Origin of the sequence: Variovorax multivorans (assembly GCF_051216835.1) — a bacterium.
Lineage (GTDB): Bacteria > Pseudomonadota > Gammaproteobacteria > Burkholderiales > Burkholderiaceae_C > Variovorax.
Map to the genome: position 1 here is coordinate 472,523 of NZ_JBPJZL010000007.1, position 21,327 is coordinate 493,849.

Genomic DNA, 21,327 nt, shown 5'->3' on the forward strand with positions numbered 1-21,327 from the left:
CACTGCGCATGCTCCCCCGGTATCGAGTCTGCCGGGCGTGGATACTCCAGCTACGTACTGGCCGGCATCTCTCATGCACCTCGCCCTCCCATACGATAAGCCGGGAGCCGAGTACGTCACGATCGGTGAAATCTCAGACGCAACCATCGGAGGGTTCGCCGGGTACAAGAAGGTCAACGCCGCGCTTGTTCCTCTTTCCATGCTGACGGAAGTCTTGCAATCCACCGCGCCCACGGGGCACGAGGTCCAATCGCACGGCCCTTTGCCAATCGTGGGCGATGAAGGGCCGGCACATCGCAGTGGATTCTGGATCGAGGGAATTGAACGCGAGACCCAATTTGAGCCCTTGGTCAACAACTGGCACGGTAGTGACACAGAGGTCGTCGTTCCCGACAACAGCCTGCTGATGGTGTTCGGACTCGTGCCTCGGCAGACCGGAGAGTCGGAGTTGTCGTGGGATGACCCTCACGGCCCCGTGTACGACGTGGTGCGTGTGTCGGCGGTATGGGACCATCAACGACCGAAGGAGGCGCGCCCGGGCGCTTTCGTCGAGGTCCAGCGTGACTATTTGCTCGAGTATTGCCGCATCAAGCAGGCCGCCGTCGTCGCCTTTTACTATGAACAACGATGGTCCACGGTGACGCGTCGTTCGACCGCGTGATGGCGCACCGGGATGGCGAAGACTTTCATCTACCGGGCCGACTGCTCAATCTCCAAGTTCATCGTGATGACGTGGATGGTCGTGGCCACCAATTCGCGCAGGTCTGGGGTCGTAGAGTCGTCTTGGCTCGAGGTGAGCGCCGCGTGATCGCAGTCGATAAGCCCGCACTGATCTGGCCCGACTACACCGGATCGATGACGATGCAGCGTGCGGGCCGTGAGCATCTGATGGCTTACCTGAGTGATCAGGTCTTGCGCGACTACGAGGGCCGGCCGGAGTTTCAAGTTCATCCACCATCCGGCGGCGTTTCATACCGAGGCCAATGGTCAGTAAGCTACTGCCATCGCGTAGGACGAAGCCATATTGCGGTCGAGATTGCAAAGCTCTATGAAGGCAGTCCACCTGCCGTCATTGAGCACTGGCACCGATTTGCAGTTCCGCAGGCGATGGCTTACGCCGATCGGGACAGCAGTGGCGGGAGGAACATAGCGCTTCGCGCGCAGGAGCTCGTGGAAGCACATCTCGCGATGACACGCACGTTAACGCAACTGGCCGAGCGCCTCGGTCTCAGCTTCCTCCAATCCGAGATCGGTGGCTACGACAGCGCAGACGTCGAGCATCGCGGATGGTGGCGCATCGAGGGGCTCTCGTCGCTTGCCAACGTGGTGCCATTGAGCATCACGCTCGACGTCTTCCTCGATCGCGCAGTCGACCTGGTGATTCTGTGGGAGTCCGTTCAGCAACCGCCGCTGCGAAACATGGTCCTCAAGATGGGCGTCGACAGAAAGCAACTGGCAGAACTCAAGAGTATGAAGTTGCTCGGCGCCTTGTGCCAGCTAGCGACTCTCTGCAAGGGCGCGGGCCACCGATGGCCCGAAGATTCCATGCACATCGTCGCTGAGTGGGACAAGGACGTACGCATTCCGGCACTACGGCGGTTGTTCGCGGTGAATCAACTTCGGCAGAAGGCTGCGCATCGGACAGGAGCTGGTTTTTCCGCGTCGCTTGCGACTGATCTGGATGCGTTTGGCATCCAGGCTGCAGCGCACGTTGCCGGCTGGGGAGCGGCCGTGGACCGTCTCTACGACGGTTTGATCGAGGACTTCAACATCATCTCGGCCTTGCTAACTCCGGGCGAGTGATCACTGTCGCCTGCCGTCGCGATGGTCATTGCTGACAGGGAACGACCCATCGGATGTTGGGCCGGTCTCATTCTGGTCATCAAAGCGGATTCTTCAGCAGGCCACTTCGGCGTGCAACGCATTCTGCAAGCTCATGCACGGGGTCGTTGATACTGCTTCGAAGGAAGGGTGACCCACGTGTGATGTGTCCTTGCCGGACTTTTCGCTGGAGCTACCCGCCAGGCAGCAACGCACATTTCATGCGCGCGGTCCGTCGGCTTCTGCTGCACCCTCGGCCTTGGGCAGCAGGCTTACCGACCAGTGGCCGCCTTCCTCCTGCTGTGGTGTCAGTAGGTCGTAGGTCTTGACCATGTTCAGCAGTCCCGAGTGGCCGTAGGTCTGGGGTGAGAAGGCAGGGTCGGTGCGCTTGAGGTACTGGCCCAAGACCCCCAGGCCCACCTTGCCTTCGGACGTGTCGCTGGCCAGCAGCGCCACGGCTTCGACCAGGAAGCGTGGCCGGCGCTTCGGCGCCGGCCTGGGTGGTTCCAGCTTCGGCGGCTCGGCCTTGACCAGTTCCGCTTTCGCGGTGGTCTTCGGTGCAGCCTCGATGGCTGCTTCCGCTGGCGGCTCGGGACGCGCCCATTCGAAGAATTGGTCGCTGGCGTTGCGCAGCGCGTCGGGGGTCTTGGGCTCGCCGACGATGCAGACCGTGGCGCCGCGCTCGCGTAGCTTGCGGCACAGGTAGGCGAAGTCGGAGTCGCTGGTGACCAGGCAGAAGGTGTCGGCCCGTTGGTCGAAGAGCGCTTCCAGCGCGTCCAGCGCCAGAGCGATGTCGGCGGTGTTCTTGCCGGCGGCGTACTGGTACTGCAGACAGGGGGTGAAGGCCAAGCGCACCAAAGCGTCCTGCCATTTGTTGGCCAGCGTGCTCTGGTTGCCGTAGCCGCGGCGCAGAACGACGCGGCCAAATTGCGCCACCATGCGCAGCGCATGTTCGAGGATGTCGGGCGGCACGTTGTCGCAGTCGACCAGGACGGCCACGCGTGTCTCTGTTGTCGTTAAGGCGGTGCTCATCCGGAGTTCTGTCTTTTTGGGTTGAACGGTCCCTCACAGTAGCCGATTCCGGGCGTCTCCGGCCAAGCGGACATGGCCGGCCGCGTGCGCATCGAGCCGCCCTTGGCGTCTCGCCCCATCCGGGCCTCCATCGTTCCCTCGCTCCGCTCGGCTGACGCCTACGACCCGGCTCTTTGATCCGGGCCTGCGCGCTTCGCTTGCGTGGGGTCGGCGAAGAAGGCGGCAGTTGCCTGTCCAGCCATCTTTCCTTCTCTCATCACCTTGTCCGCGACCGTAGCCCGCACCCGGGCACCGTCAAGGCGCGCCAGGCCGTGTCCTCGCCTGTGGCTGCGGGCCGCACCACCCCTGGCGCTTCTTCCTTGACGGCGCCCGGGCGCGCGCTCCTGTTGGCCGCGGGCGATGAACTCAGGAAAGACGGTGGCAACGAGGCCAACCGGGTTCTTCGTGCCGACCCCACCGGAAGACCCGAAGAGGGCTCCGAATCTAGGAATCCGGTGGGGGTTGTTCAACAGCCAACCTTGTCAGGAGAAAGACCATGCAACTTGCATCCCGTTTCGCCAACCACTCGCCGGCGCTGCGCTCGGAACATCCCTTGTCGGATGAGCAGATACGGACCGTGGCCCCGTCCATCTTCGCGCAGGCTCCGCACGGCAGCCGCTCGGAGCGCTACAGCTACATCCCCACGGCCACCGTGCTGCGGGAGCTGAGAGGGGAAGGCTTCCAGCCTTTCATGGTGTGCCAGACCCGCGTGCGGCAGGAGGGGCGGCGCGACTTCACCAAGCACTTGATCCGGCTGCGCCATGCGAGCCAGATCAACGGCCGCGAGGCCAACGAAATCATCCTGCTGAACTCCCATGACGGGACCAGCAGCTACCAGATGCTGGCGGGTATGTTCCGCTTCGTCTGCCAGAACGGGCTGGTGTGCGGCGACACCGTGGCGGACGTGCGCGTACCCCACAAGGGCGATGTGGCGGGCCACGTCATCGAAGGCGCCTATGAAGTCTTGAGCGGCTTCGACCGGGCGCAGGAGTCGCGCGAAGTCATGCAGACGGTCACGCTGGACGCCGGAGAGTCGGAGGTGTTCGCCCGCGCCGCGCTGACCCTCAAGTACGACGACCCGGACAGGCCCGCACCCGTCACGGAAACCCAAATCCTGATGTCGCGCCGCACGGACGACGCCCGCAGCGACCTGTGGAGCGTGTTCAACCGCACGCAGGAAAACCTCATCAAGGGCGGCCTGCGCGCCCGCGCCGCCAACGGTCGCCGCCAGAGCACGCGACCCGTGCAGGGTATCGACCAGAACCTCCGGCTGAACCGCGCCCTGTGGTTGCTGGCCGATGGCATGCGCCAGCTCAAGGCCTGAGCCCCAAGTCCGGAGGGCGCGCAGTCCCTCCATCCATTCCCCATTTTCTTCATCTTGTCCCGATAGGAGCTACACCATGAACACCGCTACCTTTCAAGAAACCAATGCCATCGACGCAGCCGCCTCCATCGCTGCGGGCGCTGCCACCGTCGCGGCTTCGCAGGAACTTCTGCTGATCCCGCTGTCCAAGCTGCGGCCTTCGAGTCGCAACGTGCGCAAGAGCGGCGGCACCTCGATTCGCGAACTGGCCGCGAGCATCGCGCGCGTGGGACTGCTGCAAAACCTCACCGTGGTGGCCGCGTCCGACGGCGAGCACTACGACGTGGTGGCCGGGCGGCGGCGTCTGGCCGCGTTGAAGCTGCTGGTCAAGCGCCGCAAGCTGGCAAAGGACCATGAGGTGCATTGCCTGCTGGTGCAGGACGATGCGGCCCGCACCGTCAGCCTGACGGAAAACGTGCAGCGCGAGGCCATGTCGCCCATCGAGGAACTGTTCGCCTGGAAAGACCTCGTGGCCGAAGGCCGACCCGTGGACGACATTGCCGCCGATTTCGGCGTGACGCCCTTGGTGGTACAGCGGCGCCTGAAGCTCGCCAACGTCTCGCCGCGCCTGTTGGCAGACTTCGAAACGCAGGTCGTGACGCTGGAGCAGTTGATGGCGCTGGCCATCACCGACGACCATGCGGCGCAGGAAGTAGCGTTCTACGAATCGCCGCAATGGCAGCGCAGCCCGGAGGCGCTGCGCGAACACCTGACGAGTGACGAGATCGACGCAGGCCGCGATGCGGTGGCGCGCTTCGTCGGGCTGGAGGTCTACGAGCAGGCGGGCGGCGGTGTGCGCCGCGACCTGTTCGCGGACGAGCAGAACGGCATCTTCCTGACCGATGGTGCGCTACTGGAAGCGCTGGCGCGGGACAAGCTCGCGCCGGTGGCCGAGCAGGTGCGGGCCGAGGGCTGGGCATGGGTGGATGCCGCGCCGCGCGCCACGTCCTCCGACCTGTATCAGTTCCAGCGGGCGCGCAGCACGCGCCGTGAACCCGGCAAGGCCGAGGCCAAGCGCATCGCCAAGCTGGAAGACCAGCAGGCGAAGCTGCAGGACCGGCTGGACGACGAGAACGAGGACACGACCGATGAGCAGGCGCAGGCGCTGCAGGCGGAGATGGACGACCTCGGCAACGAACTGGAAGCCATCGAACGCAGGCTGGTCGAATACCCTCCCGCTGTGGTGGCGCTGGCCGGGGCCGTGGTGTCGGTCGATCACATGGGCGGCGTGGTCGTGTATCGTGGTTTGCTGCGCGAGGAGCAGGCCAAGGCGTTGCGGGAACAGGCGCGGCAGGAGGAGGGCGGGGAGGGCTGCAGCCCGGACGCCGGCGCCGACGAGCGCGCCAAGCCCGGTATTTCGGAGAAGCTGGCGAAGCGCTTGAGCGCGCACCGCACGGCGGCCTTGCAGGCCGAGGTGGCGCGGCACCCGCAGGTCGCGCTGGTGGCATTGGTGCATCGCCTCGCGCTGCGCGTGATCGTGGACAGCTATGGCTCGGGCGGCTCGCCTGTCGATATCAGCGCCACGCCGCAGGATGGGCTCGGGCTGCATGCGCCGGACATGGGCGAGGCAGCGGCGGCAGTGGGCATGCGCAAGGTTCGGAAGGCGTGGGCCGACCGCCTGCCCCAAGACCCGGATGCGTTGTTCGCCGAAATGCTGGCCTTCCCGCAGCAGGAACTGCTGTCGCTGCTGGCAGTGTGCGTAGCCTCGACGGTCAGCGTGCTGGCCTCGCATGAAGAGGAAGTACCCGCCGCTGCACTGGCGCGGGCGGTGAACCTCGACATGCACGACTGGTGGACGCCGACCGCTGCGGGCTATTTCGAGCATGTTTCGAAAGCCAAGGCACTGCAAGCGGTGCAGGCGTTCGCGCCCGATCAGGTGAACCGGCTGGGCAAGCTCAAGAAGGCCGAGATCGCGAGCGAGGCCGAGCGGCTGGCGGCGGGGACGGGGTGGCTGCCTGTGATGTTCAGGGGCGAGGCAGAGCCGAGCCCTGAAACGCCAAGATCGTCGGGGACCGTAGCAGCGGAAGAGGCAGGGGTGGGCGAACTCACGGCCGAGGTCGAGGACCGCAAGGAACTCGCGGCAGCCGCATAGGCATGAGGCCCCGGTGAAGCCGGGGCCTTGGGTTGCGAGCCAAAAAACGCGCGCGGCAGGTGTGCCGCGCGCGTTATTGTTTGCGACGAGGAGAGGGCGATGGACGCGCAGTGGTGGCGCATGTGTCTCAAGCAATCGGGATCGGCTACGCCGTGGTACGCCCCGGTATGCCGCGTTCGGTTGGCAGCGCCAGCACATCGCGTGAGCATCGTGAGAGCTCCGATCCAGATGCGTACGCATCTCTCTCGGGTTCGGAGAGCTCGACGATTTCACCTCTCACATCCTCATGAATCAACAAGGCGTCAGCGAAATCTGCTTCGAAGAAACCTACGCGGTGCCGAAGGAGCAGACAGCGCGATCACTGTTTGCGAGACTGCCGCATGGCAGTGACTACGCGCAGACGCTGATCGAATGCCTGGCGACCGGGTACCTGGTCGCGGTTGTCGAATCCATCTGCATCCGCGAGATGCAGCTGCATGTCGACTCGATGGTGGAGGTGGTCGTGGGCCGCACCGTGCATATCGAGCATCGCGACCCCGTTCCACCGACGACACGCTTGCGCCTGCGGGGATGGGTCGAGGGCCTGGGTGAACGCAGTGCGACGTTCCATGTCCAGGCCCATGACGATCACGAACGCGTGTTCGACGGGACCGTCACGCTGGTGGCGGCGCATCGGGCCAGCATCGAATCGCGTATCGCAACGAAGGTCGATGCGCTTGAGACGGCCCGCGGCGCCGGGCAGCGGGTCTGACGGTCGGGAACGACGGGTCATCCAGCGTCACGGATCAGTCCCTCGCCGCGGATGTCTGACTTTCTTCTGTGCCGCCTATGCCAATCACGTCTGCGGCCTCGATGCAGTGGGGCGTTCCGGCGGCGCTTTCCTGGCCAGCCGGCTTGGACCTGGACTGCGTCCGGGTCCATGCCGGAAAGCCGTTGCTGCGGGATCAGTGCCTGGGCCACGTGTCCTTTCGGGATCAGGTTCACGCCCACGGCCTTGTATTTGTCGTGAATCCTGGCGCGGGCACGGCGGCGCTTCTCTTCGTTGCGCTTCGCCTCGGGCTTCATCGCCGCAACCGTCCGGCCCGACAAATTTCCCCGACCTGCGGTCTTCCTCGCGAGGCAAATTTCTCGGGCCTTACGGTCCTCCACTCGCGTTGCGGCCTTCGGTGCGACGCGCCCGGACCCGCGCCGACCGGATCACGCCAAGACCGCGATGGGCGCGGACCTGGTCAACTTCGAAAGGACTTCATCATGGCCAACATCGGCACTTTTGCCGCACAGAACAACGGCTTCATCGGCACGGTTCGCACCCTGACGCTCAACGTCAAGGTCAAGATCGCGCCCAGCGACAAGGAAAGCGAGAACGCCCCGGACTACCGCATCGTGGCGGGCACCGGCTACGAGATCGGTGCGGCATGGAAGAAGGTCAGCAAGGCGGACCGGCCCTACCTGTCGGTGACGCTGGACGACCCGTCGTTCCCGGCGACCATCTATGCCCGCCTGGTCGAGGGCGACGATGGCGCGCACAACCTGATCTGGTCGCGCAGCAAGGGCGACTGATCGTCGCCCGGCGCCCCGCCGGCTGGCGGGGCGCTTTACCCTTGGATTCCATCAATGGCCCGCGCTCTGTCGCGGGCCGTTTCATATCTGCGTGCGCGCACTGAGTGGCGGAAGTACGGATTGGCGTCAATCCGTACTTCCTGATTTCCTGATGCGTGGGTAATCGCAGTTCGGCTTTTTCGGTTCTACGGATGTACGGATGTACGGGTAGCCGTGGATGTGCACAGGTGGTTCTGCGAATTCGCGGGTTTGTGCAAAGACGGGTCGCAGGTTGTGCGAATCGGCGTGCATACGGTTCGGCGTCGAAGAAATGCGTGCGTCTCCCGGCGGTGCCGGGCCGGGCTGTCGTGCGGCGCATCGAGCCGCCGGTGGCGTCTCGCCCCTTCGGGCTTCCATCCCTGACGCCTGCGCGCTTCGCTTGCCTCAGGGCGGGGGAGGGGCTTGCTGTTCCCTTCATCGTTGCACGAGGTTCTCGCCATCAAGGTCTGCGCGCACGTTGTGCGTGCGCTTGCGGCCGGAGGCCGTCTGCGAACCCTGACGGCTGCGCTGCGTCGTGCGGCTTCGGTCTCGGGCAATCCCGCCCTGCATCCTCTTCAAGGAGAGACCATGACGAACCTTCTGACCGACCACCAACGCGTACAGTTGCTGGCCAACGGGCGGCAATCCATCGAGAACCCCAACTTCGACCCGCTGCCCGTGGTCAAGCTGTTCACGCCCAATGCGGGCGCGACCTGGTTGCTCACCGAACTCGATTCGGAAGAAATCGCGTTCGGACTCTGCGATCTTGGGCAAGGCTTTCCCGAACTCGGCTATGTGAGCCTGGCGGACCTGGAAGGCTTGCGCGGGAGATGGGGCCTGCCGATCGAGCGCGATCTCCATTTCGTCGCCGACAAGCCGCTGAGCGGTTACGCGCGCGAAGCACGGCTGGCAGGGCGCATCGTGGCGTAGCGACGAAGGCGCGGCCAACCGGCCGCGCTTTCACTCTGTTTGCGCGTCTTGGATTTCGGCCAACTCGCGCCGTACACGCTCGAAGAGCTTGTCTCTGGCCTTGTCGTTGCCGCCGTAAGCGAGCGTCAGCAACGTGAGTGGATGCACGTCCATGACCTCGCACAGCTCGCTCACCTTGCTGAGGGTCGGGCTCTTCAGGCCGCGCTCGAGCGAACTCAAGTACGTGCGACTCGACACATCGGAAAACGCTTCCTGACTCAAGCCACGGGCTTTCCGGACAGCCTTGAGAGCTGCGGGGAAAGAGTGTGTGGTGGAGGTCATTCGATCGTTCGTCGGGGAACGGCGATGACACCCTATCGACCTCTATAGAGCTACAATCTATAGTGTTCAAAAGCGCATTCTTATCAAGGCGTTGGCTTTGCGTCGGCGCAGAAGGCGTTGCCGAACGAGATCCCGCGGTTGGACATCGTGCAAGCTTTGAGTCGCATGAAGTCGCCAATTTGACTTACAAGTCCTCGTCCGTCGCACTAGCATTCCAAGGTCTCTTCTCGAAGCCATGGCATTCCTCACTGAACAGCAGCGTGACCAGATGCTGGCCAACGGCGTGGCGCGCGCCAGTGGGCAGGTCGTCGACCTCTATCCCGTCGTCAAGCTGTACACGCTGGACGCCCCTGCCTGCTGGCTGCTCACTGAACTCGACGCCGACGGCGATCGCGCCTATGGGCTGACCGATGCCGGCACGGGCTTTCCCGAACTCGGCCACGTGAGCCTGACCGCGCTCGAGGGCGTGCGCGGTCCCCAGGGGCTGCGCATCGTGGCCGATCCGCACTTCAGGGCGCGCCAGCCGCTGTCCGGCTATGTGGCCGAAGCGCAGCGCGACGGATCGATCAACGACTGATCCTCATTGGCGGGCGTACGGAATCGTCGCCGCGCGCGCGAGAGCGCATCGCCGCAAAAGCCAGCCATGCCGGCCGTGCCTATGGCAGCCTTCGCGCAAGCAAAGGAGTGAGTTCTGCCATGACCGACCGCAAGGCCGAAGGCCTGCCGAGCGCGCCCTGGGGCGCGTCGGCGGCCTACCTCTACACGCTCGATCTCGACGGCCCCGCACTCGCGTGGGAGTACCTGCGCCGCCATCCGCCGTACCAGGCGGACTGGGCGCGGCGCGCCGCATCGCTCGACCGGTGGGGGTTGCGACAGCGCCGAAGACCCCCGTCTCGATGCGCGCGAAGCGCGGCCATTCTGGATCTCGGCGACTGACGAGTTGCTGCACGTGCGTGCCTTGCGCGCGCATGGTGCGTCGACCCAACCGACCTTCGACCTCTGGCGCGTGCCAGGCCGCAAGCACTTGGCGCCCGGTGGTGTCGGCCTGATGCTGCTGACCGACGTATCCGCGCAGCGCATCCGCATGTCACTGGCCGATGACCTCGGCGACGGTGCGGCCTACACCTGCACCGTCCCGCTCGGCCCTGGCCTGCGCGGCCAATTGGATGTGTTCAACGCCCAGGCACGGGTACTTCGAGGTCACGCGCCGGCATCGGCGCATGCGCGGCCCGTCGGCCGGGCCGCGCTGCTGCATCTTCGCGCCCTGCAGGCGCTCGATGGCGCGCAGTCCGGGGCGTCGCACCGCGAGATTGCCCAGGCCCTGTTCGGTCTCGACGCCATGGGGCGCTGGCACGCCGATGGCGAGCTTCGCGCCCAGGTCCGGCACCTGTTGCGGCGTGCCGAGGCGTACATGCGCGGTGGCTACCTGGCGCTCGCGGGCATACGGCGCACCGCAGCCGATCGCCCCGGAGACGAACTGATGCACTGAATCTCTCCCTGCGCAGGAAGACATTTACTCCTGAGACTGCCTCCATCGGGCTGCGAATGGTTCGCGGCCCCGCGACAACGATGGAGGCTGTCATGGCAAGCGCCAGTTCCCGGTTTCCCGTCCGCGCTGCGGCGACTGCGCCGCAGCCCCTTTCAGCACCTGATGCGCCCGCCACCCCCGAGTTCCTGACCACCGACGAGGCCGGCGCCTTCCTGCGGCTGTCGCCGCGCACGCTCGAAAAGCACCGCGTGCTGGGCGGTGGTCCGCGCTTTCGGAAGTTCGGCGCGCGTGTGGTCTACGCGGTCGAGGATCTGCGGGCCTGGGCGAACAGCCGGGCCTATGAGATGACGTCCGATCCCGGCTACGTGCAGCGCGGCTCGGTCCGCTGATCGGCGCGCAGGGCAGGGAGCACCCCCATGTCGAAGCGTTCGAGCGAACGCGAACAGCTGTCGCTGTTCCGCGCGCTGCCGGCAGGCGACATGGCGCTGCGCGACGCGCAGGACCTGATGGCCTATCCGTTCTTCTCGCTGGCCAAATCGCCGCGCACGGTGCCGATCCGCTTCGAGGCCGGCGGCGTGTCGCTCACTGTCGAGGGCGTGCCGGAGCACGGCATCGCGACGATCTGGGATGCCGACGTCCTGATCTGGGCCGCGAGCCAGATCGTCCAAGCCAAGAAGGAAGGCATCGCGCCTTCGCGCCTGATGGTGGCCACGCCCTACGAGATCCTGCGCTTCACGCGGCGCGGGACCGGCCGCAGCGACTACCAGGCGCTGCGCGCCGCGCTCGACCGTCTGCAGTCCACCACCATCGCCACCACGCTGCGCCAGCGCGAGCGTCCGAACGGCGCCATGCGCGTGCACCGCTTCTCTTGGATCAACGAGTGGAAGGAGTACGTCCGGCCCGACGGGCGTTCCGACGGCATCGAGCTGATCCTGGCCGACTGGTTCTTCTCCGGCGTGATGGAGGAGACCCTGGTCCTCACGCTCGATCCCACCTACTTCCGGCTTTCCGGAGGCATCGAGCGCTGGCTGTACCGGCTGGTGCGCAAGCACGGCGGACGCCAGCCCGCGGGCTGGCGCTTCGAGATGCGCCACCTGTACCTGAAGTCCGGGAGCCTGCAGCGCTACCGCGACTTCGCCGCGCACGTGCGCCGCCTTGCCTTGCGCCAAGCGCTGCCGGGTTATGGCCTCGTCATCGAGCGCCGTGGCGGCAGCGAATGGCTGGCGTTTCGCCACTGCCCGGACGGCGTCGCAACACCTGACTTATCCACAGATTCTGTTGAAGAACCTGTGGATGGCGTGGGGATGGGCTCGGTGGATCACCGTCGGGCGACTCGGTGGATCACCGGCGCAACTGTCGGTGGATCACCGGCGCCAAACAGCCCGCAAGCCGCGCCCCGCAACGGTTTCGGGGCTCCCTAAACATCTAAAGGGATACATAAATGGAAGTCACGCGCGCGCGAGCCGAAGGTGCTCAAAGAATGGGCAGCGCCTCTTTCGAGGCAATCCAAGCAAGCCGGCCAGCCGGAAACCACTCGCCAGGCAGCGAGCCCCTCTCGGGCAAAGTGATCGCGCTGCTGAACCAGAAAGGCGGTGCAGGCAAGACGACGCTCGCCACGCATCTGGCCGGCGAGCTGGCGATGCAGGGTCGGCGCGTCACGCTGCTCGACGCCGATCCGCAGGGGTCGGCTCTGGACTGGGCGCAGCGTCGTCTCCAGAACGGCCAGGAGCGGCTTTACGGCGTCTTCGGGCTGGCGAGGGACTCGCTGCACCAGGAAGCGCCGCAGATCGCCTCGCAGGCCGACTACGTGGTCATCGATGGTCCGCCCCGGGTCGCGGCGCTTGCGCGCTCCGCGCTGCTGGCCGCCGACTTGGTGCTGATCCCGGTGCAGCCCAGCGCCTACGACGTGTGGGCCAGCCACGAGATGGTGCAGCTCGTCACCGAAGCGAGGGTGTTCCGGCCGCAACTGCGCGCGGCCTTTGTGATCAACCGGCGCGTGGTGGGGACGGTCATCGGGCGCGAGGCGCGTGGGGCGCTGGCCGATCAGCCGTTCGCTGCGCTGCGCGCCGAAGTCTCGCAGCGCATCGTGTTCGCCGACAGTGTCGCCGCCGGCCGGCTCGCCTGCGAAGCGGCGCCGACGTGCGCAGCCGCGCGCGAGATCGCCGCGCTGACGCAGGCCGTGCGGGAGATGCTGCGATGACGTCGCGCGCGACATCCACCGCGCAGAAGCGCGCGCCGATCGGCCGCAGGCCGGCTGCCGATGCTGCGTCGGCCTGGGTGCGGCGCGCCGACGAACCGACGACTGCACCCAAGGCGTCGATTTACACCGCGCGCCTGACCATTGATGTGACGCCCGCGCTGCGGGGGCGCATCAAGATCGTGGCGTTCAAGCGCAGTACCACGGCGGCCGAGATGCTGCGCGAAGTGCTGCAGCGCGAGTACCCGGAGGACACGCCATGACCGCACGGGTTTCGCATTTGACGCCGGCCATCGTGCAGACCTGGCCGCAGGCTGCATTGCCACAGCGGCCAGCGAACATGCAGGTTTCGCTCGCTTTCGTCCAGCAACGCGTGAACGTCTGGCTGCGCTTCGGTCGGCGCGATGCGCGAGACCATCCTCGACCGCTGGCGGCGCGTCGCGACCTTCGAGCCGGGCGCGATCTGCTGCCGCATCAAGTGGATCGGCAACGACCATGGCACGGCACTGTGGCAGCTCATGGTGCTGCAGGCGCCCTCGCTGTTCGAGGGCGCGCAGCGCGTTGCCGGCGTGCAACCGGGCGCGCGGATTTTGCTGCGCGCCGATGGCGAGGCGCAGGTCAAGGCGTGCTTGAAGTGATCGATGCCATCAAGGCGCTGGGCATCGATCCGTGCGCGGTGGCTGTCACGTACTGGCGCACGGTCGGCAACCGGTTGGCTGCACGCCAGCCGCTGCCGACGTACACCGCCGAAAGGCATGCGACGCATCTGGCGCGTGAGGCGCTGCGATGACGCCGCGCCTGCTCTTCGCCTGGATGGGCGTTGGCTTGGCTGCGCTGTACGCGCCAGCGGTCGCGCCGATGGCGACACGCGACCACGTGTTCGTGGTCTACAACCCGAGCGACAGCGTACCGCGCGGCTGGTACCGCATCGCGCGCATTGAAAGCGCAGCCTCACTGCGCGTTGGCAGCATCGTGCTGGCACGGCTTCCCGCCGGCGTGGCCGCCTTCGCGGCCCAGCGCGGCTACCTGCCGAGCGGCGTGCCGATCCTCAAGCGCATCGGCGCGCTCGCGCCGCAATCGGTGTGTGTCCGAAAGCAGCTTGTGCACATCGACGGCACCGTGGTGGCGAGCGTGCGAACGCATGATGGCGCGCTTCGTCCGCTGCAAGCCTGGGCGCAGTGCCGCGCCCTTGCTATGGGCGAGCTGTTCTTGATCGGCGACACGAATCCGACGTCGTTCGACAGTCGGTATTTCGGGCCCATTTCCGCGTCAGCCGTGCTCGGCGTCGCGCGGCCTTTGTGGATATGGAGTGCGCAATGAACTTCGTCGTATCCGGCGTCCGAGCATGCCGCCGGACTGCAGCCGGCCGCGCGTCCGCTCTGCACTCCATCGTGCAGAGAGTCCGCCGCCAGCGTGCAGCGCGAGCTGCACCGCCGCTGCCCCTCGGGCAGCGTTGCGCACCCCGTGCGCGGCTGGCGGTAGGTCGGAGCCGGGAGCGGATGCGGGAGGTGGAGACTGGGGGCCAGATAAAAGGGGCGGCACGCCGCCACCCGCGGAACCAATCTGCACGTGGGTTGGGCGCGGCACTGCACCAGTCGGTGTCGGTGCCGCGCCCATGCGCAATGCAGCATCGCCGCGGCATTGCGCGCGTGCCGCTTCCGATCCCTTGCGCCTGGTTGCGTTGGAGTGCTCGCCATGGCTTCGCGTAAGGAATCGGATGGCGAGCGCTTTCGCGTCCGGCCGGCGGCCCCGAAATCCCGCGTAGGACCTCGCCCAGAGCGCTTCGTGTCCCGGGTGCTCAAGGAAGTCTCAAAGGCCGGCGTCAAAGCTCCCGGCCAGCGGGCAGGGCGGCCCGCATCGACCTTCGGTCGGGGCCGCGTCGCAGCCGGCATGGCGGGCGCTCGCTTGAGCTCGCATGCCCGGCGCGTCGTCATCAAGGCGCGCTTCGTGGTGCTCCGGAAAGTCGGCGCGAACTCGGTATCCACGCACTTGCGCTACATCGAGCGCGATGGGGTGACACGCGACGGGCAGCGCGGCCAGGCCTACGGGCCCGAAACCGATACCGCAGACCTCAAGGCCTTCGAAGAACGCGGGCGAGACGACCGGCACCAGTTCCGCTTCATCGTCTCGGCGGAGGATGCGGTTGTCTTGCAAGATCTGAGCGGCTTCACGCGGCAACTGATGCAGCGCATGGCGGTAGATCTGGAAACGCCGCTGGACTGGGTGGCGGTCGATCACTGGGACACCGACAACCCGCATACCCACGTTGTGCTGAACGGCCGGACCGCCGGCAAGGAAGACCTCGTGATCGCGCCGGGCTACATCGCCCAGGGCATGCGCATGCGCGCTAGTGAGATCGCCACCGAGTGGCTGGGCCCGCGCACCGAGGTCGAGATCCGGCAAGGCTTGCAGCGCGAAGTCGAGCAACAACGGTTGACCGGCCTGGACCGGGCCTTGTTGTGCCGGGGTGTGGCGAATGTCGTGGACCTGACTGGCCGGCCCGAAGACCACCAACGCCATAACCTGCTGCGGACACGGCTGCAACGGCTCGAAGCCATGGCGCTGGCCGAGCGGATTGATGCCAACCGATGGCATCTGGCGCCGGACATGGCGTGCACATTGACCGCGATGGGTGAGCGCCAGGATGCGTTGGGCATCATGCGCCGGGCACTCAAGGGGCAGCAGCGCGAATACGTTCTGGATGGCGCGTCGACCGCTCCCGTCATTGGCCGCATCGCGGACAAGGGCCTGGTCGATGAACTGCACGATCGCGGCTATTTAGTGGTCGATGGCATCGATGGTCGGGCGCACTACCTGAAACTACAGGCCGACGCCGATCTGTCAGTGCTGCCGGTGGACGGTATCGTCGAAGCAAAGCCGCCGGGGCGAAAGCGGACCGTGGACCGCACCATCGCGGCAATCGCCAAGGACGGTATCTACGAGACTGCCGACCACCTGACCCGACTAGAACAGGCGGCAGATCGCGATCCGCAGGCTACGGTCGATGTCCACGTGCGCCGGCTCGAGGCGCTGCGCCGCGCTGGCATCGTGGTGCGCGTGGCTGATGGCGTCTGGCGGGTACCGCCGGACCTGGTGTGGAAGGCGCAGCAGCATGATGCGCAGAGAGGCACGGGCCTGACCATCGAATTGTGCTCGCATCTTCCCATCGACCAACAGGTGCGCGCCATCGGTGCGACCTGGTTGGACAGGCAATTGATCGAGGAGGGTAGCGAGTTGGCAGCGCGGGGCTTTGGCTCGCAGGTACGCGACTCGATGCGCGGCCGCGCGGACTTCTTGATTGAGCAGGGTTTGGCCGAGCGACCAAGTGTGCACGTGGTTCTCGCGCGAAACCTATTGTCCACCTTGCGTGACCGCGAATTGACGGCTGTGGGGAAGTCTCTACAAGACCAAACTGGCAAGACTTATCTGCCGATGCAGGATGGAGGGCGCGCCAGCGGCGTCTACCATCGTTCCGTCCAACTCGCCAGCGGTCGCTTCGCCATACTCGACGACGGCATGGGTTTCAGCCTGGTGCCTTGGCGGCCGGTGATCGAGCAGCGGCTGGGCCAGCAGATGGCGGCTATCGTGCGCGGCGGGTCCGTGACTTGGCAACTTGGGCGCCAGCAGGGCATATCCATTTGAGCCGCGCACCACGAAATTCGGGGCAACGGCTTAGACAGAGCGTGCTTGAAGAGACTTCGCCAAGAACGTGCCGATGTGAAACTGACCCGCAGCTGGGTCAATTTCGGCGCGAATCAACACGCGGGGCGCAAGCCATCGGCATCGCTACGACATGCAGCGAAACGGTGCGGTCCGATCACGGTTTGATGGGTGGCTGGGGCAGGAACCCGGCGACAAACATTTGATCCACCGTTGGTGGTGTCCCGGGAACGGTGACGTTCTGGCTGATGAACTCGACCGTGCGCGTCAGCTTCTCACGCGACAGCGTTCCGAAACCGCGCGCCTCGACGTCCGGCGTGATCGCAATGCGTCGAAGGATTTTCAACTCCTCAACGATGATTGCCGGATCCAGGGCCTTGAGGTACTGAGTCTGAATCTTCGCTGCTTCCTCGGGGTTGGCGAGAGCGTATTTCCATCCTCGGAGAGCCGCTTTGACAAAACCACGCACGGCGGCCGGATTCTTCTTCAGAAAATCCTCGCGTACGCCAATGCTGTTGGCATAGATGTCCAGGCCATGATCTGCCAGTAGCAGGCAGGTCGGCTGTGCACCGTTCGTCGCGGCGCGGCGGATCGATGGCTCTCCCATCAGGAACTGATCGATCGCCTGCACCTTGTTGCTGACGAGCATTGGCACGCGGGCCGAACCGTCGATGTTCACAATCTTAAGCGTCGATGGGTCGAGGTTGTTCAGCTTCATGAACGCACTGAAGATGCGCGGCATGAATGATGCGCTGCTGGAACCCATCTCCAGACCGACCATGCCTGCGGGCGACGTGACGTTCGCCCCTGGGTTCATGCTGAAGACGCAATAAGGCGCGCGTTGATAGATGCCCGCAACAATCCGAACGGAAGAGCCTCCACTGCCACTCGCGACGAGGCTGGGAATGTCGACGAATCCAAACTCGGTCAAGCCCGTCTCAATGTACCGAATCGCATCAGCTGTGCCCTTCGTGGGCAAGATCGAGACGTTGAGTTTCTCTTCCTTGAAGTATCCCTTGGACAAGGCCACGTACCACGGTGCATGCCGACCCAGCGGTATGAAATCGAGCGCAAATTTGACGTCCTCCTCATTGGGCGCGGCCTGCGCCGGCGCCGGAGTCAGCGCGGTAGAGGTAATGGCCAAGATGGCCAAAGCCGCTGATACAAGTTGAGCGGGCGACTTCATGATGCAGTTCCTTTTCTAGGGTGGGGGAAACCATACATAGAGTGGAATCTGCAGCCGCACCGAATGGCAGGGGTCAGAGATTCGACGCTTTTAAGATTCGGTTGTGCAGCGATGTCAGATGCGCGTGCATCGCTTTCCACGCACCTTCCGAATCGCGCTCGACGATTGCCTTGAGCACCGCTTCATGCTCCTGTTGGGTCACTTTGAGGCCGTCGGCGGGCATGATGCGAAGATGCCAGATCAGGTCAGAGCGCTCATGCAGAGGGCGCAACGTATCGGTCAGTATCTTGTTGCAGGCCGCGTCGGCTACGACGCCATGAAATGCTCTGTCAATGGCACTGAATGACTCCCTTTGACGCTGGTGCACCAGAGAGGCGGACTGTTTGAGGAGTCGCCGCAGTTCTGCGATCTGATCGTTGTGGATTCGCTGGGCCGCCAGCGCGACGATGTTTGGTTCGATGGCCAGGCGCGCCTCAATCAGGAGGAGGATGTCCTGCAACGAGTCCGAACGGATCACGAGACCCTTGCGCGGAATGACCTCGATCAACCCGTCAGCCTGAAGCTTATGAATGGCTTGGTGCACAGGCATGCGGCCAAGTCCTGTCATCTCACACAGTGCGGCCTCGTTCAGAAAGAGGCCCGGGCGCAACTCCATCGACAGGATGCTGTTCTTGATCTGGTCGTAGGCCCGTTGCGTGAGTGAGGGTGCCTTTGGCTCGGAGCGCTTAGGCGCGATCGGCGCGCGCGCCACTACCACTTTTGCTTGCGGTAAAGAGCTCATTGATAGACGTGCCATGTTTGGTAATATATCATGTGGTTTTAGAAACAAAAACCCGCTTGGTGGCCGCGGACTGCCGGAGGCGGCACTGCAATCCTACCTACAGCGGTCGACGGAAAAAATGAAATGACATTTGGAGTCATCAATGCCGCGCGCAAGGTGTTCCCTGCCGCAGAACTGGGGCCATCCGCGAAGGAAGATCTCGTCGCGCTCGAGGACGCGACCTTCTTCTTTGACGAGGGTGAACTGGTCACACTCCTCGGGCCGAGCGGCTGCGGCAAGACCACGCTGCTGCGCATCGTTGCTGGGCTAGTCGACCGGACCGGCGGCGAGGTGACCATCGGCGGCAGGGATGTTCAGGGTCCATATCCCGACTACGGGTTCGTATTTCAGGCGCCTGGGCTGATGCCCTGGCGCACGGTCCTGGACAACGTGCTCTTTCCCATGGAAGTCTTGCGGCGGCGAGACGCAAAAGCGGAGCGCCGTGCGCGCGACCTGCTTGGGATGGTGGGGTTGGACGGGTTCGAGGGCTCGCGCCCGCACCAGCTGTCGGGAGGCATGCAGCAGCGCGTTTCATTGTGTCGGGCGCTGATTCATCAGCCGAAGCTGCTATTAATGGATGAGCCTTTTGGCGCGCTCGACGAACTGACACGACTCGATATGAACGATCTGCTGCTCGATGTGCGCAGAGAGACCGGCGCGGCCGTGCTCTTCGTCACACACTCCATCTCCGAGGCCGTGTATCTCGCCGACAAGGTCCTGGTGTTCAGCCGGAGGCCGGCTCGCGTGGTTTGCCAGATCGAGCCTGCACTGGGCAACCCGCGCCACCGTAGCATGCGGTTCGAGACAGCCTTCACGCAAGCGGAGCGAGCGGCGGGAGAGGCGCTGGGCGTGATCCATCCGTCGGTGTCGGCGCAGCAACTCAGCGTCGAAGGAGGCGTGCAATGACGGGTCGTGCCGTGGCCGCGGGGGGGCGTCTTTCCTATCCGATCGCTGGAGTCATTCTGTTACTGGCCTTGTGGCAGCTGGTTTGCATGATTTGGGCGGTACCCACTGCGGTGTTGCCGACCCCGGTCAAGGTGGCGCACGCCTTTGCCGAGCACTGGCAAGCGATTGTGGAGGAAGGGTGGGTCACGCTCAAAGCGACGCTCTACGGCTTTGCACTTTCACTGGTGCTCGGCATTCCCCTGGCCGTGGCCGTCACCAGCTTCCGCTGGGTCAACCTGACGTTCTACCCGTTGCTCGTGGCCTTGCAGTCGGTGCCGAAGGTCGCTCTTGCGCCGATCTTGCTAGTCTGGCTGGGCACGGGGATGTCATCGAAGCTCGCCCTGGCCTGGTTGGTGGCCTTCTTTCCGGTTGTGGTGGACACGGCCGCGGGCTTGCAGTCGACGCCGAAGGAATTGCTCGAACTCGCGCGAAGTCTGCGTGCGTCGCGCTGGCAAGTGTTCCGGATGGTCCGGTTTCCTGCAGCGTTGCCATTCGTCATTACAGGCGCCAAGGTGGCCGTGACGCTGTCGCTCATCGGGGCAGTGATTGGAGAGTTCGTTGGCGCGGGCGAAGGGCTCGGATTCCTGCTGCTGAGCGCGACCTCGCAGATCAACACACCACTTGCATTCGCTGCGCTTTTCGGACTTTCTTTCATGGGGATGGCGGTGTACCTCTTGGTGGTGTTGGGCGAGCAGGTGCTTTCGGCCTGGTTGCCGCCTCCGTCGAGTCACTAGTGCCTCCCTTCGATCAACCTACCGAGGAAATATCCTATGTCGTCTACAACTACACTCGCTGAAGCCGCAGGCGGCGAGGCCCCCGATCTTGTCGAAATCCTCATCGCGACCCAGACCATGGAATGGCGTGAGAAGTCCCTCAAGGGCGTCTTTGAGAAAATGCTCTGGCGTGACGAAGCAACCGGTGCATCCATCGCACTGATCAAGTTCGCCAAGGGCACCAGCATTCCCAAGCCCCATAGCCACGCCTCCAACCAGTTCATGTACTGCCTGAGTGGCAAGTACGAATACACGGCGACCGGAGTTACGCTTTTGCCCGGCTCGTTCTATTGCAACCCGAAGGGGAAAGTGCATGGGCCCACCCTCGCGCACGAGGAGTCGGTGGTGGTCGAGATCTACGATGGTCCGCACTATCCGAAGGTGCCCGACTGGTACACGGATGCCCGCGACGCAACCTGACGCGCGTGAGGTGGCGAGCGGGCCGAGCCTTATGCATGCGATCGACCCGGAGAGCTTGTCAGGCGCAGAGATCTACAAGCTCATGACAGGCGCAGTGGTCCCGCGTCCGGTTGCTTGGGTCGGCACAAGGTCTCCCCAGGGCGTGATGAATCTGGCACCTTTCTCCTCCTTCACTTTTGTGTGCCACGATCCACCCATGCTCGCCATCGGGATCGATGCACGCCGCGCGGCATTCGACGGGCTCAAGGACACGGCACGCAACATCCTGGATACGGGGGAGTTTGTGGTCCACATGGCTGATCACAGTCTGCTCGCAGCGGTGCACGCGAGCGCGCAGGACGTTGGTGCCGACGTCAGCGAGGCCGCGTTGCTCGGCCTTGCGACAGTGGCGAGCGTTCGGATTGCGACGCCGCGTCTGGCGGCCGCGCCGGTGGCCATGGAGTGCGTGCTTCACCAGTGCATCGAACTGGGAAATCAACCCAACCGGTTGATGATCGGTCGGGTGTTGCAGTACCACGTGCGCGAATCGGTGCTGCAGGAGGGGCGCATTGATTCGGCCCTGTTGGACCCGATCTGCCGACTAGGCGGTTCCTGGTACGGCAGGCTGGGCGAAATTTTGCCTGCACCCCTTCTCGTGGGCTCTTCCTGAAACTGCCGCGCG

General features: G+C 64.8%; 23 protein-coding genes and 2 pseudogenes. 21 read left to right on the forward strand and 4 right to left on the reverse strand.

The features are described from left to right. The first annotated feature begins 73 nt into the window (after positions 1-73). On the forward strand, positions 74-661 hold the full coding sequence (locus ACSFCA_RS21225) for a hypothetical protein (protein ID WP_435460613.1): 588 nt from the start codon (positions 74-76) through the stop codon (positions 659-661). After that, a complete protein-coding gene (locus ACSFCA_RS21230; protein WP_435460612.1) occupies positions 628-1,803 on the forward strand; it encodes a helix-turn-helix domain-containing protein in 1,176 nt (391 codons plus the stop codon). The genes ACSFCA_RS21225 and ACSFCA_RS21230 overlap by 34 nt, the downstream gene beginning before the upstream one ends. 237 nt (positions 1,804-2,040) lie before the next feature. Here the strand turns inward: ACSFCA_RS21230 and ACSFCA_RS21235 are convergent, their stop codons facing one another. After that, a complete protein-coding gene (locus ACSFCA_RS21235) occupies positions 2,041-2,853 on the reverse strand; it encodes an NYN domain-containing protein (RefSeq protein WP_435460611.1) in 813 nt (270 codons plus the stop codon). A 535-nt stretch (positions 2,854-3,388) separates the two neighbouring features. On the opposite strand from ACSFCA_RS21235, the gene ACSFCA_RS21240 reads away from it, so the two are divergent. From ACSFCA_RS21240 to ACSFCA_RS21260, 5 genes are all read left to right on the forward strand, one after another. Continuing rightward, a complete protein-coding gene (locus tag ACSFCA_RS21240; RefSeq protein WP_435460610.1) occupies positions 3,389-4,216 on the forward strand; it encodes a DUF932 domain-containing protein in 828 nt (275 codons plus the stop codon). 76 nt (positions 4,217-4,292) lie between these two features. After that, positions 4,293-6,347 (forward strand): ParB/RepB/Spo0J family partition protein, encoded by a 2,055-nt coding sequence (locus ACSFCA_RS21245; protein ID WP_435460609.1) that lies wholly within the window; start codon positions 4,293-4,295, stop codon positions 6,345-6,347. Positions 6,348-6,633: 286 nt separating this feature from the next. Beyond that, positions 6,634-7,098, forward strand: a complete 465-nt coding sequence (locus ACSFCA_RS21250; protein ID WP_435460608.1) for a thioesterase family protein — start codon at positions 6,634-6,636, stop codon at positions 7,096-7,098. A 500-nt stretch (positions 7,099-7,598) separates the two neighbouring features. Beyond that, entirely contained in the window at positions 7,599-7,907 is a 309-nt protein-coding gene (locus ACSFCA_RS21255) for a DUF736 domain-containing protein (protein ID WP_435460607.1), read from the forward strand. Between the two features lie 606 nt (positions 7,908-8,513). Then, positions 8,514-8,855, forward strand: a complete 342-nt coding sequence (locus ACSFCA_RS21260) for a DUF2958 domain-containing protein (protein WP_435460606.1) — start codon at positions 8,514-8,516, stop codon at positions 8,853-8,855. 30 nt (positions 8,856-8,885) lie between these two features. Here ACSFCA_RS21260 and ACSFCA_RS21265 read toward each other — a convergent pair whose 3' ends face one another. Beyond that, positions 8,886-9,176, reverse strand: coding sequence for a helix-turn-helix domain-containing protein (locus ACSFCA_RS21265; RefSeq protein WP_435460605.1), 291 nt, complete (start codon positions 9,174-9,176; stop codon positions 8,886-8,888). A 235-nt stretch (positions 9,177-9,411) separates the two neighbouring features. Here ACSFCA_RS21265 and ACSFCA_RS21270 point away from each other — a divergent pair, with 235 nt between their 5' ends. The 10 genes and pseudogenes from ACSFCA_RS21270 to ACSFCA_RS21315 all read left to right on the forward strand — a co-directional run bounded on the left by ACSFCA_RS21270 (position 9,412) and on the right by ACSFCA_RS21315 (position 16,504). Next, positions 9,412-9,753, forward strand: a complete 342-nt coding sequence (locus tag ACSFCA_RS21270) for a DUF2958 domain-containing protein (RefSeq protein WP_435460604.1) — start codon at positions 9,412-9,414, stop codon at positions 9,751-9,753. Positions 9,754-9,872: 119 nt separating this feature from the next. Continuing rightward, a complete protein-coding gene (locus ACSFCA_RS21275; RefSeq protein WP_435460603.1) occupies positions 9,873-10,112 on the forward strand; it encodes a transcriptional regulator domain-containing protein in 240 nt (79 codons plus the stop codon). 13 nt (positions 10,113-10,125) lie between these two features. Beyond that, positions 10,126-10,665 carry a DUF2285 domain-containing protein gene (locus tag ACSFCA_RS21280; RefSeq protein WP_435460911.1) on the forward strand — a complete coding sequence of 180 codons (540 nt, stop codon included), beginning with the start codon at positions 10,126-10,128 and terminating at the stop codon, positions 10,663-10,665. 92 nt (positions 10,666-10,757) lie between these two features. Then, positions 10,758-11,054, forward strand: a complete 297-nt coding sequence (locus ACSFCA_RS21285) for a helix-turn-helix transcriptional regulator (RefSeq protein WP_435460602.1) — start codon at positions 10,758-10,760, stop codon at positions 11,052-11,054. A 27-nt stretch (positions 11,055-11,081) separates the two neighbouring features. After that, positions 11,082-11,906 (forward strand): annotated as a pseudogene (locus tag ACSFCA_RS21290) (replication initiator protein A); the annotation flags it as partial. Between the two features lie 200 nt (positions 11,907-12,106). Next, positions 12,107-12,865, forward strand: a complete 759-nt coding sequence (gene parA / locus ACSFCA_RS21295; RefSeq protein ID WP_435460601.1) for a ParA family partition ATPase — start codon at positions 12,107-12,109, stop codon at positions 12,863-12,865. Continuing rightward, entirely contained in the window at positions 12,862-13,125 is a 264-nt protein-coding gene (locus tag ACSFCA_RS21300) for a chromosome partitioning protein ParB (protein WP_435460600.1), read from the forward strand. The genes parA and ACSFCA_RS21300 overlap by 4 nt, the downstream gene beginning before the upstream one ends. Continuing rightward, positions 13,122-13,652: pseudogene (locus ACSFCA_RS21305) on the forward strand (DUF2840 domain-containing protein). The gene ACSFCA_RS21300 and the pseudogene ACSFCA_RS21305 overlap by 4 nt, the downstream one beginning before the upstream one ends. Then, positions 13,649-14,182: a S26 family signal peptidase gene (locus ACSFCA_RS21310; RefSeq protein ID WP_435460599.1), complete on the forward strand. Its 534-nt coding sequence runs from the start codon at positions 13,649-13,651 to the stop codon at positions 14,180-14,182. Before ACSFCA_RS21305 ends, ACSFCA_RS21310 begins: the two are co-directional and overlap by 4 nt. A 375-nt stretch (positions 14,183-14,557) precedes the next feature. After that, positions 14,558-16,504, forward strand: a complete 1,947-nt coding sequence (locus ACSFCA_RS21315) for a DUF3363 domain-containing protein (protein WP_435460598.1) — start codon at positions 14,558-14,560, stop codon at positions 16,502-16,504. A gap of 175 nt (positions 16,505-16,679) precedes the next feature. On the opposite strand, the gene ACSFCA_RS21320 is transcribed toward ACSFCA_RS21315, so the two are convergent. Beyond that, the gene (locus ACSFCA_RS21320; RefSeq protein WP_435460597.1) at positions 16,680-17,708 is read right to left on the reverse strand and encodes an ABC transporter substrate-binding protein; all 1,029 of its coding nucleotides are present in this window, start codon (positions 17,706-17,708) and stop codon (positions 16,680-16,682) included. Positions 17,709-17,781: 73 nt separating this feature from the next. Beyond that, positions 17,782-18,504 (reverse strand): GntR family transcriptional regulator, encoded by a 723-nt coding sequence (locus ACSFCA_RS21325; RefSeq protein ID WP_435460596.1) that lies wholly within the window; start codon positions 18,502-18,504, stop codon positions 17,782-17,784. A gap of 108 nt (positions 18,505-18,612) precedes the next feature. Between ACSFCA_RS21325 and ACSFCA_RS21330 the strand changes: the two genes are divergently transcribed. From ACSFCA_RS21330 to ACSFCA_RS21345, 4 genes are all read left to right on the forward strand, one after another. Then, a complete protein-coding gene (locus ACSFCA_RS21330) occupies positions 18,613-19,434 on the forward strand; it encodes an ABC transporter ATP-binding protein (protein ID WP_435460595.1) in 822 nt (273 codons plus the stop codon). Further along, positions 19,431-20,207: an ABC transporter permease gene (locus ACSFCA_RS21335; protein WP_435460594.1), complete on the forward strand. Its 777-nt coding sequence runs from the start codon at positions 19,431-19,433 to the stop codon at positions 20,205-20,207. Before ACSFCA_RS21330 ends, ACSFCA_RS21335 begins: the two co-directional genes overlap by 4 nt. A gap of 36 nt (positions 20,208-20,243) precedes the next feature. Next, positions 20,244-20,666 carry a cupin domain-containing protein gene (locus ACSFCA_RS21340; RefSeq protein WP_435460593.1) on the forward strand — a complete coding sequence of 141 codons (423 nt, stop codon included), beginning with the start codon at positions 20,244-20,246 and terminating at the stop codon, positions 20,664-20,666. Between the two features lie 82 nt (positions 20,667-20,748). Further along, positions 20,749-21,315 (forward strand): flavin reductase family protein, encoded by a 567-nt coding sequence (locus tag ACSFCA_RS21345; protein WP_435477374.1) that lies wholly within the window; start codon positions 20,749-20,751, stop codon positions 21,313-21,315. Positions 21,316-21,327: the final 12 nt, after the last annotated feature.

Bases quoted from the DNA above. Each gene is read 5' to 3' on its own strand.
- ACSFCA_RS21345 (WP_435477374.1), top strand. From the start codon at position 20,749: ATGACAGGCGCAGTGGTCCCGCGTCCGGTTGCTTGGGTCGGCACAAGG.
- ACSFCA_RS21340 (WP_435460593.1), top strand. From the start codon at position 20,244: ATGTCGTCTACAACTACACTCGCTGAAGCCGCAGGCGGCGAGGCCCCC.
- ACSFCA_RS21300 (WP_435460600.1), top strand. From the start codon at position 12,862: ATGACGTCGCGCGCGACATCCACCGCGCAGAAGCGCGCGCCGATCGGC.
- ACSFCA_RS21225 (WP_435460613.1), top strand. From the start codon at position 74: ATGCACCTCGCCCTCCCATACGATAAGCCGGGAGCCGAGTACGTCACG.
- ACSFCA_RS21260 (WP_435460606.1), top strand. From the start codon at position 8,514: ATGACGAACCTTCTGACCGACCACCAACGCGTACAGTTGCTGGCCAAC.
- ACSFCA_RS21250 (WP_435460608.1), top strand. From the start codon at position 6,634: ATGAATCAACAAGGCGTCAGCGAAATCTGCTTCGAAGAAACCTACGCG.
- ACSFCA_RS21265 (WP_435460605.1), bottom strand. From the start codon at position 9,176: ATGACCTCCACCACACACTCTTTCCCCGCAGCTCTCAAGGCTGTCCGG.
- parA (WP_435460601.1), top strand. From the start codon at position 12,107: ATGGAAGTCACGCGCGCGCGAGCCGAAGGTGCTCAAAGAATGGGCAGC.
- ACSFCA_RS21270 (WP_435460604.1), top strand. From the start codon at position 9,412: ATGGCATTCCTCACTGAACAGCAGCGTGACCAGATGCTGGCCAACGGC.
- ACSFCA_RS21325 (WP_435460596.1), bottom strand. From the start codon at position 18,504: ATGGCACGTCTATCAATGAGCTCTTTACCGCAAGCAAAAGTGGTAGTG.
- ACSFCA_RS21310 (WP_435460599.1), top strand. From the start codon at position 13,649: ATGACGCCGCGCCTGCTCTTCGCCTGGATGGGCGTTGGCTTGGCTGCG.
- ACSFCA_RS21240 (WP_435460610.1), top strand. From the start codon at position 3,389: ATGCAACTTGCATCCCGTTTCGCCAACCACTCGCCGGCGCTGCGCTCG.
- ACSFCA_RS21330 (WP_435460595.1), top strand. From the start codon at position 18,613: ATGACATTTGGAGTCATCAATGCCGCGCGCAAGGTGTTCCCTGCCGCA.
- ACSFCA_RS21235 (WP_435460611.1), bottom strand. From the start codon at position 2,853: ATGAGCACCGCCTTAACGACAACAGAGACACGCGTGGCCGTCCTGGTC.
- ACSFCA_RS21315 (WP_435460598.1), top strand. From the start codon at position 14,558: ATGGCTTCGCGTAAGGAATCGGATGGCGAGCGCTTTCGCGTCCGGCCG.
- ACSFCA_RS21320 (WP_435460597.1), bottom strand. From the start codon at position 17,708: ATGAAGTCGCCCGCTCAACTTGTATCAGCGGCTTTGGCCATCTTGGCC.
- ACSFCA_RS21255 (WP_435460607.1), top strand. From the start codon at position 7,599: ATGGCCAACATCGGCACTTTTGCCGCACAGAACAACGGCTTCATCGGC.
- ACSFCA_RS21285 (WP_435460602.1), top strand. From the start codon at position 10,758: ATGGCAAGCGCCAGTTCCCGGTTTCCCGTCCGCGCTGCGGCGACTGCG.
- ACSFCA_RS21335 (WP_435460594.1), top strand. From the start codon at position 19,431: ATGACGGGTCGTGCCGTGGCCGCGGGGGGGCGTCTTTCCTATCCGATC.
- ACSFCA_RS21245 (WP_435460609.1), top strand. From the start codon at position 4,293: ATGAACACCGCTACCTTTCAAGAAACCAATGCCATCGACGCAGCCGCC.
- ACSFCA_RS21275 (WP_435460603.1), top strand. From the start codon at position 9,873: ATGACCGACCGCAAGGCCGAAGGCCTGCCGAGCGCGCCCTGGGGCGCG.
- ACSFCA_RS21230 (WP_435460612.1), top strand. From the start codon at position 628: ATGGTCCACGGTGACGCGTCGTTCGACCGCGTGATGGCGCACCGGGAT.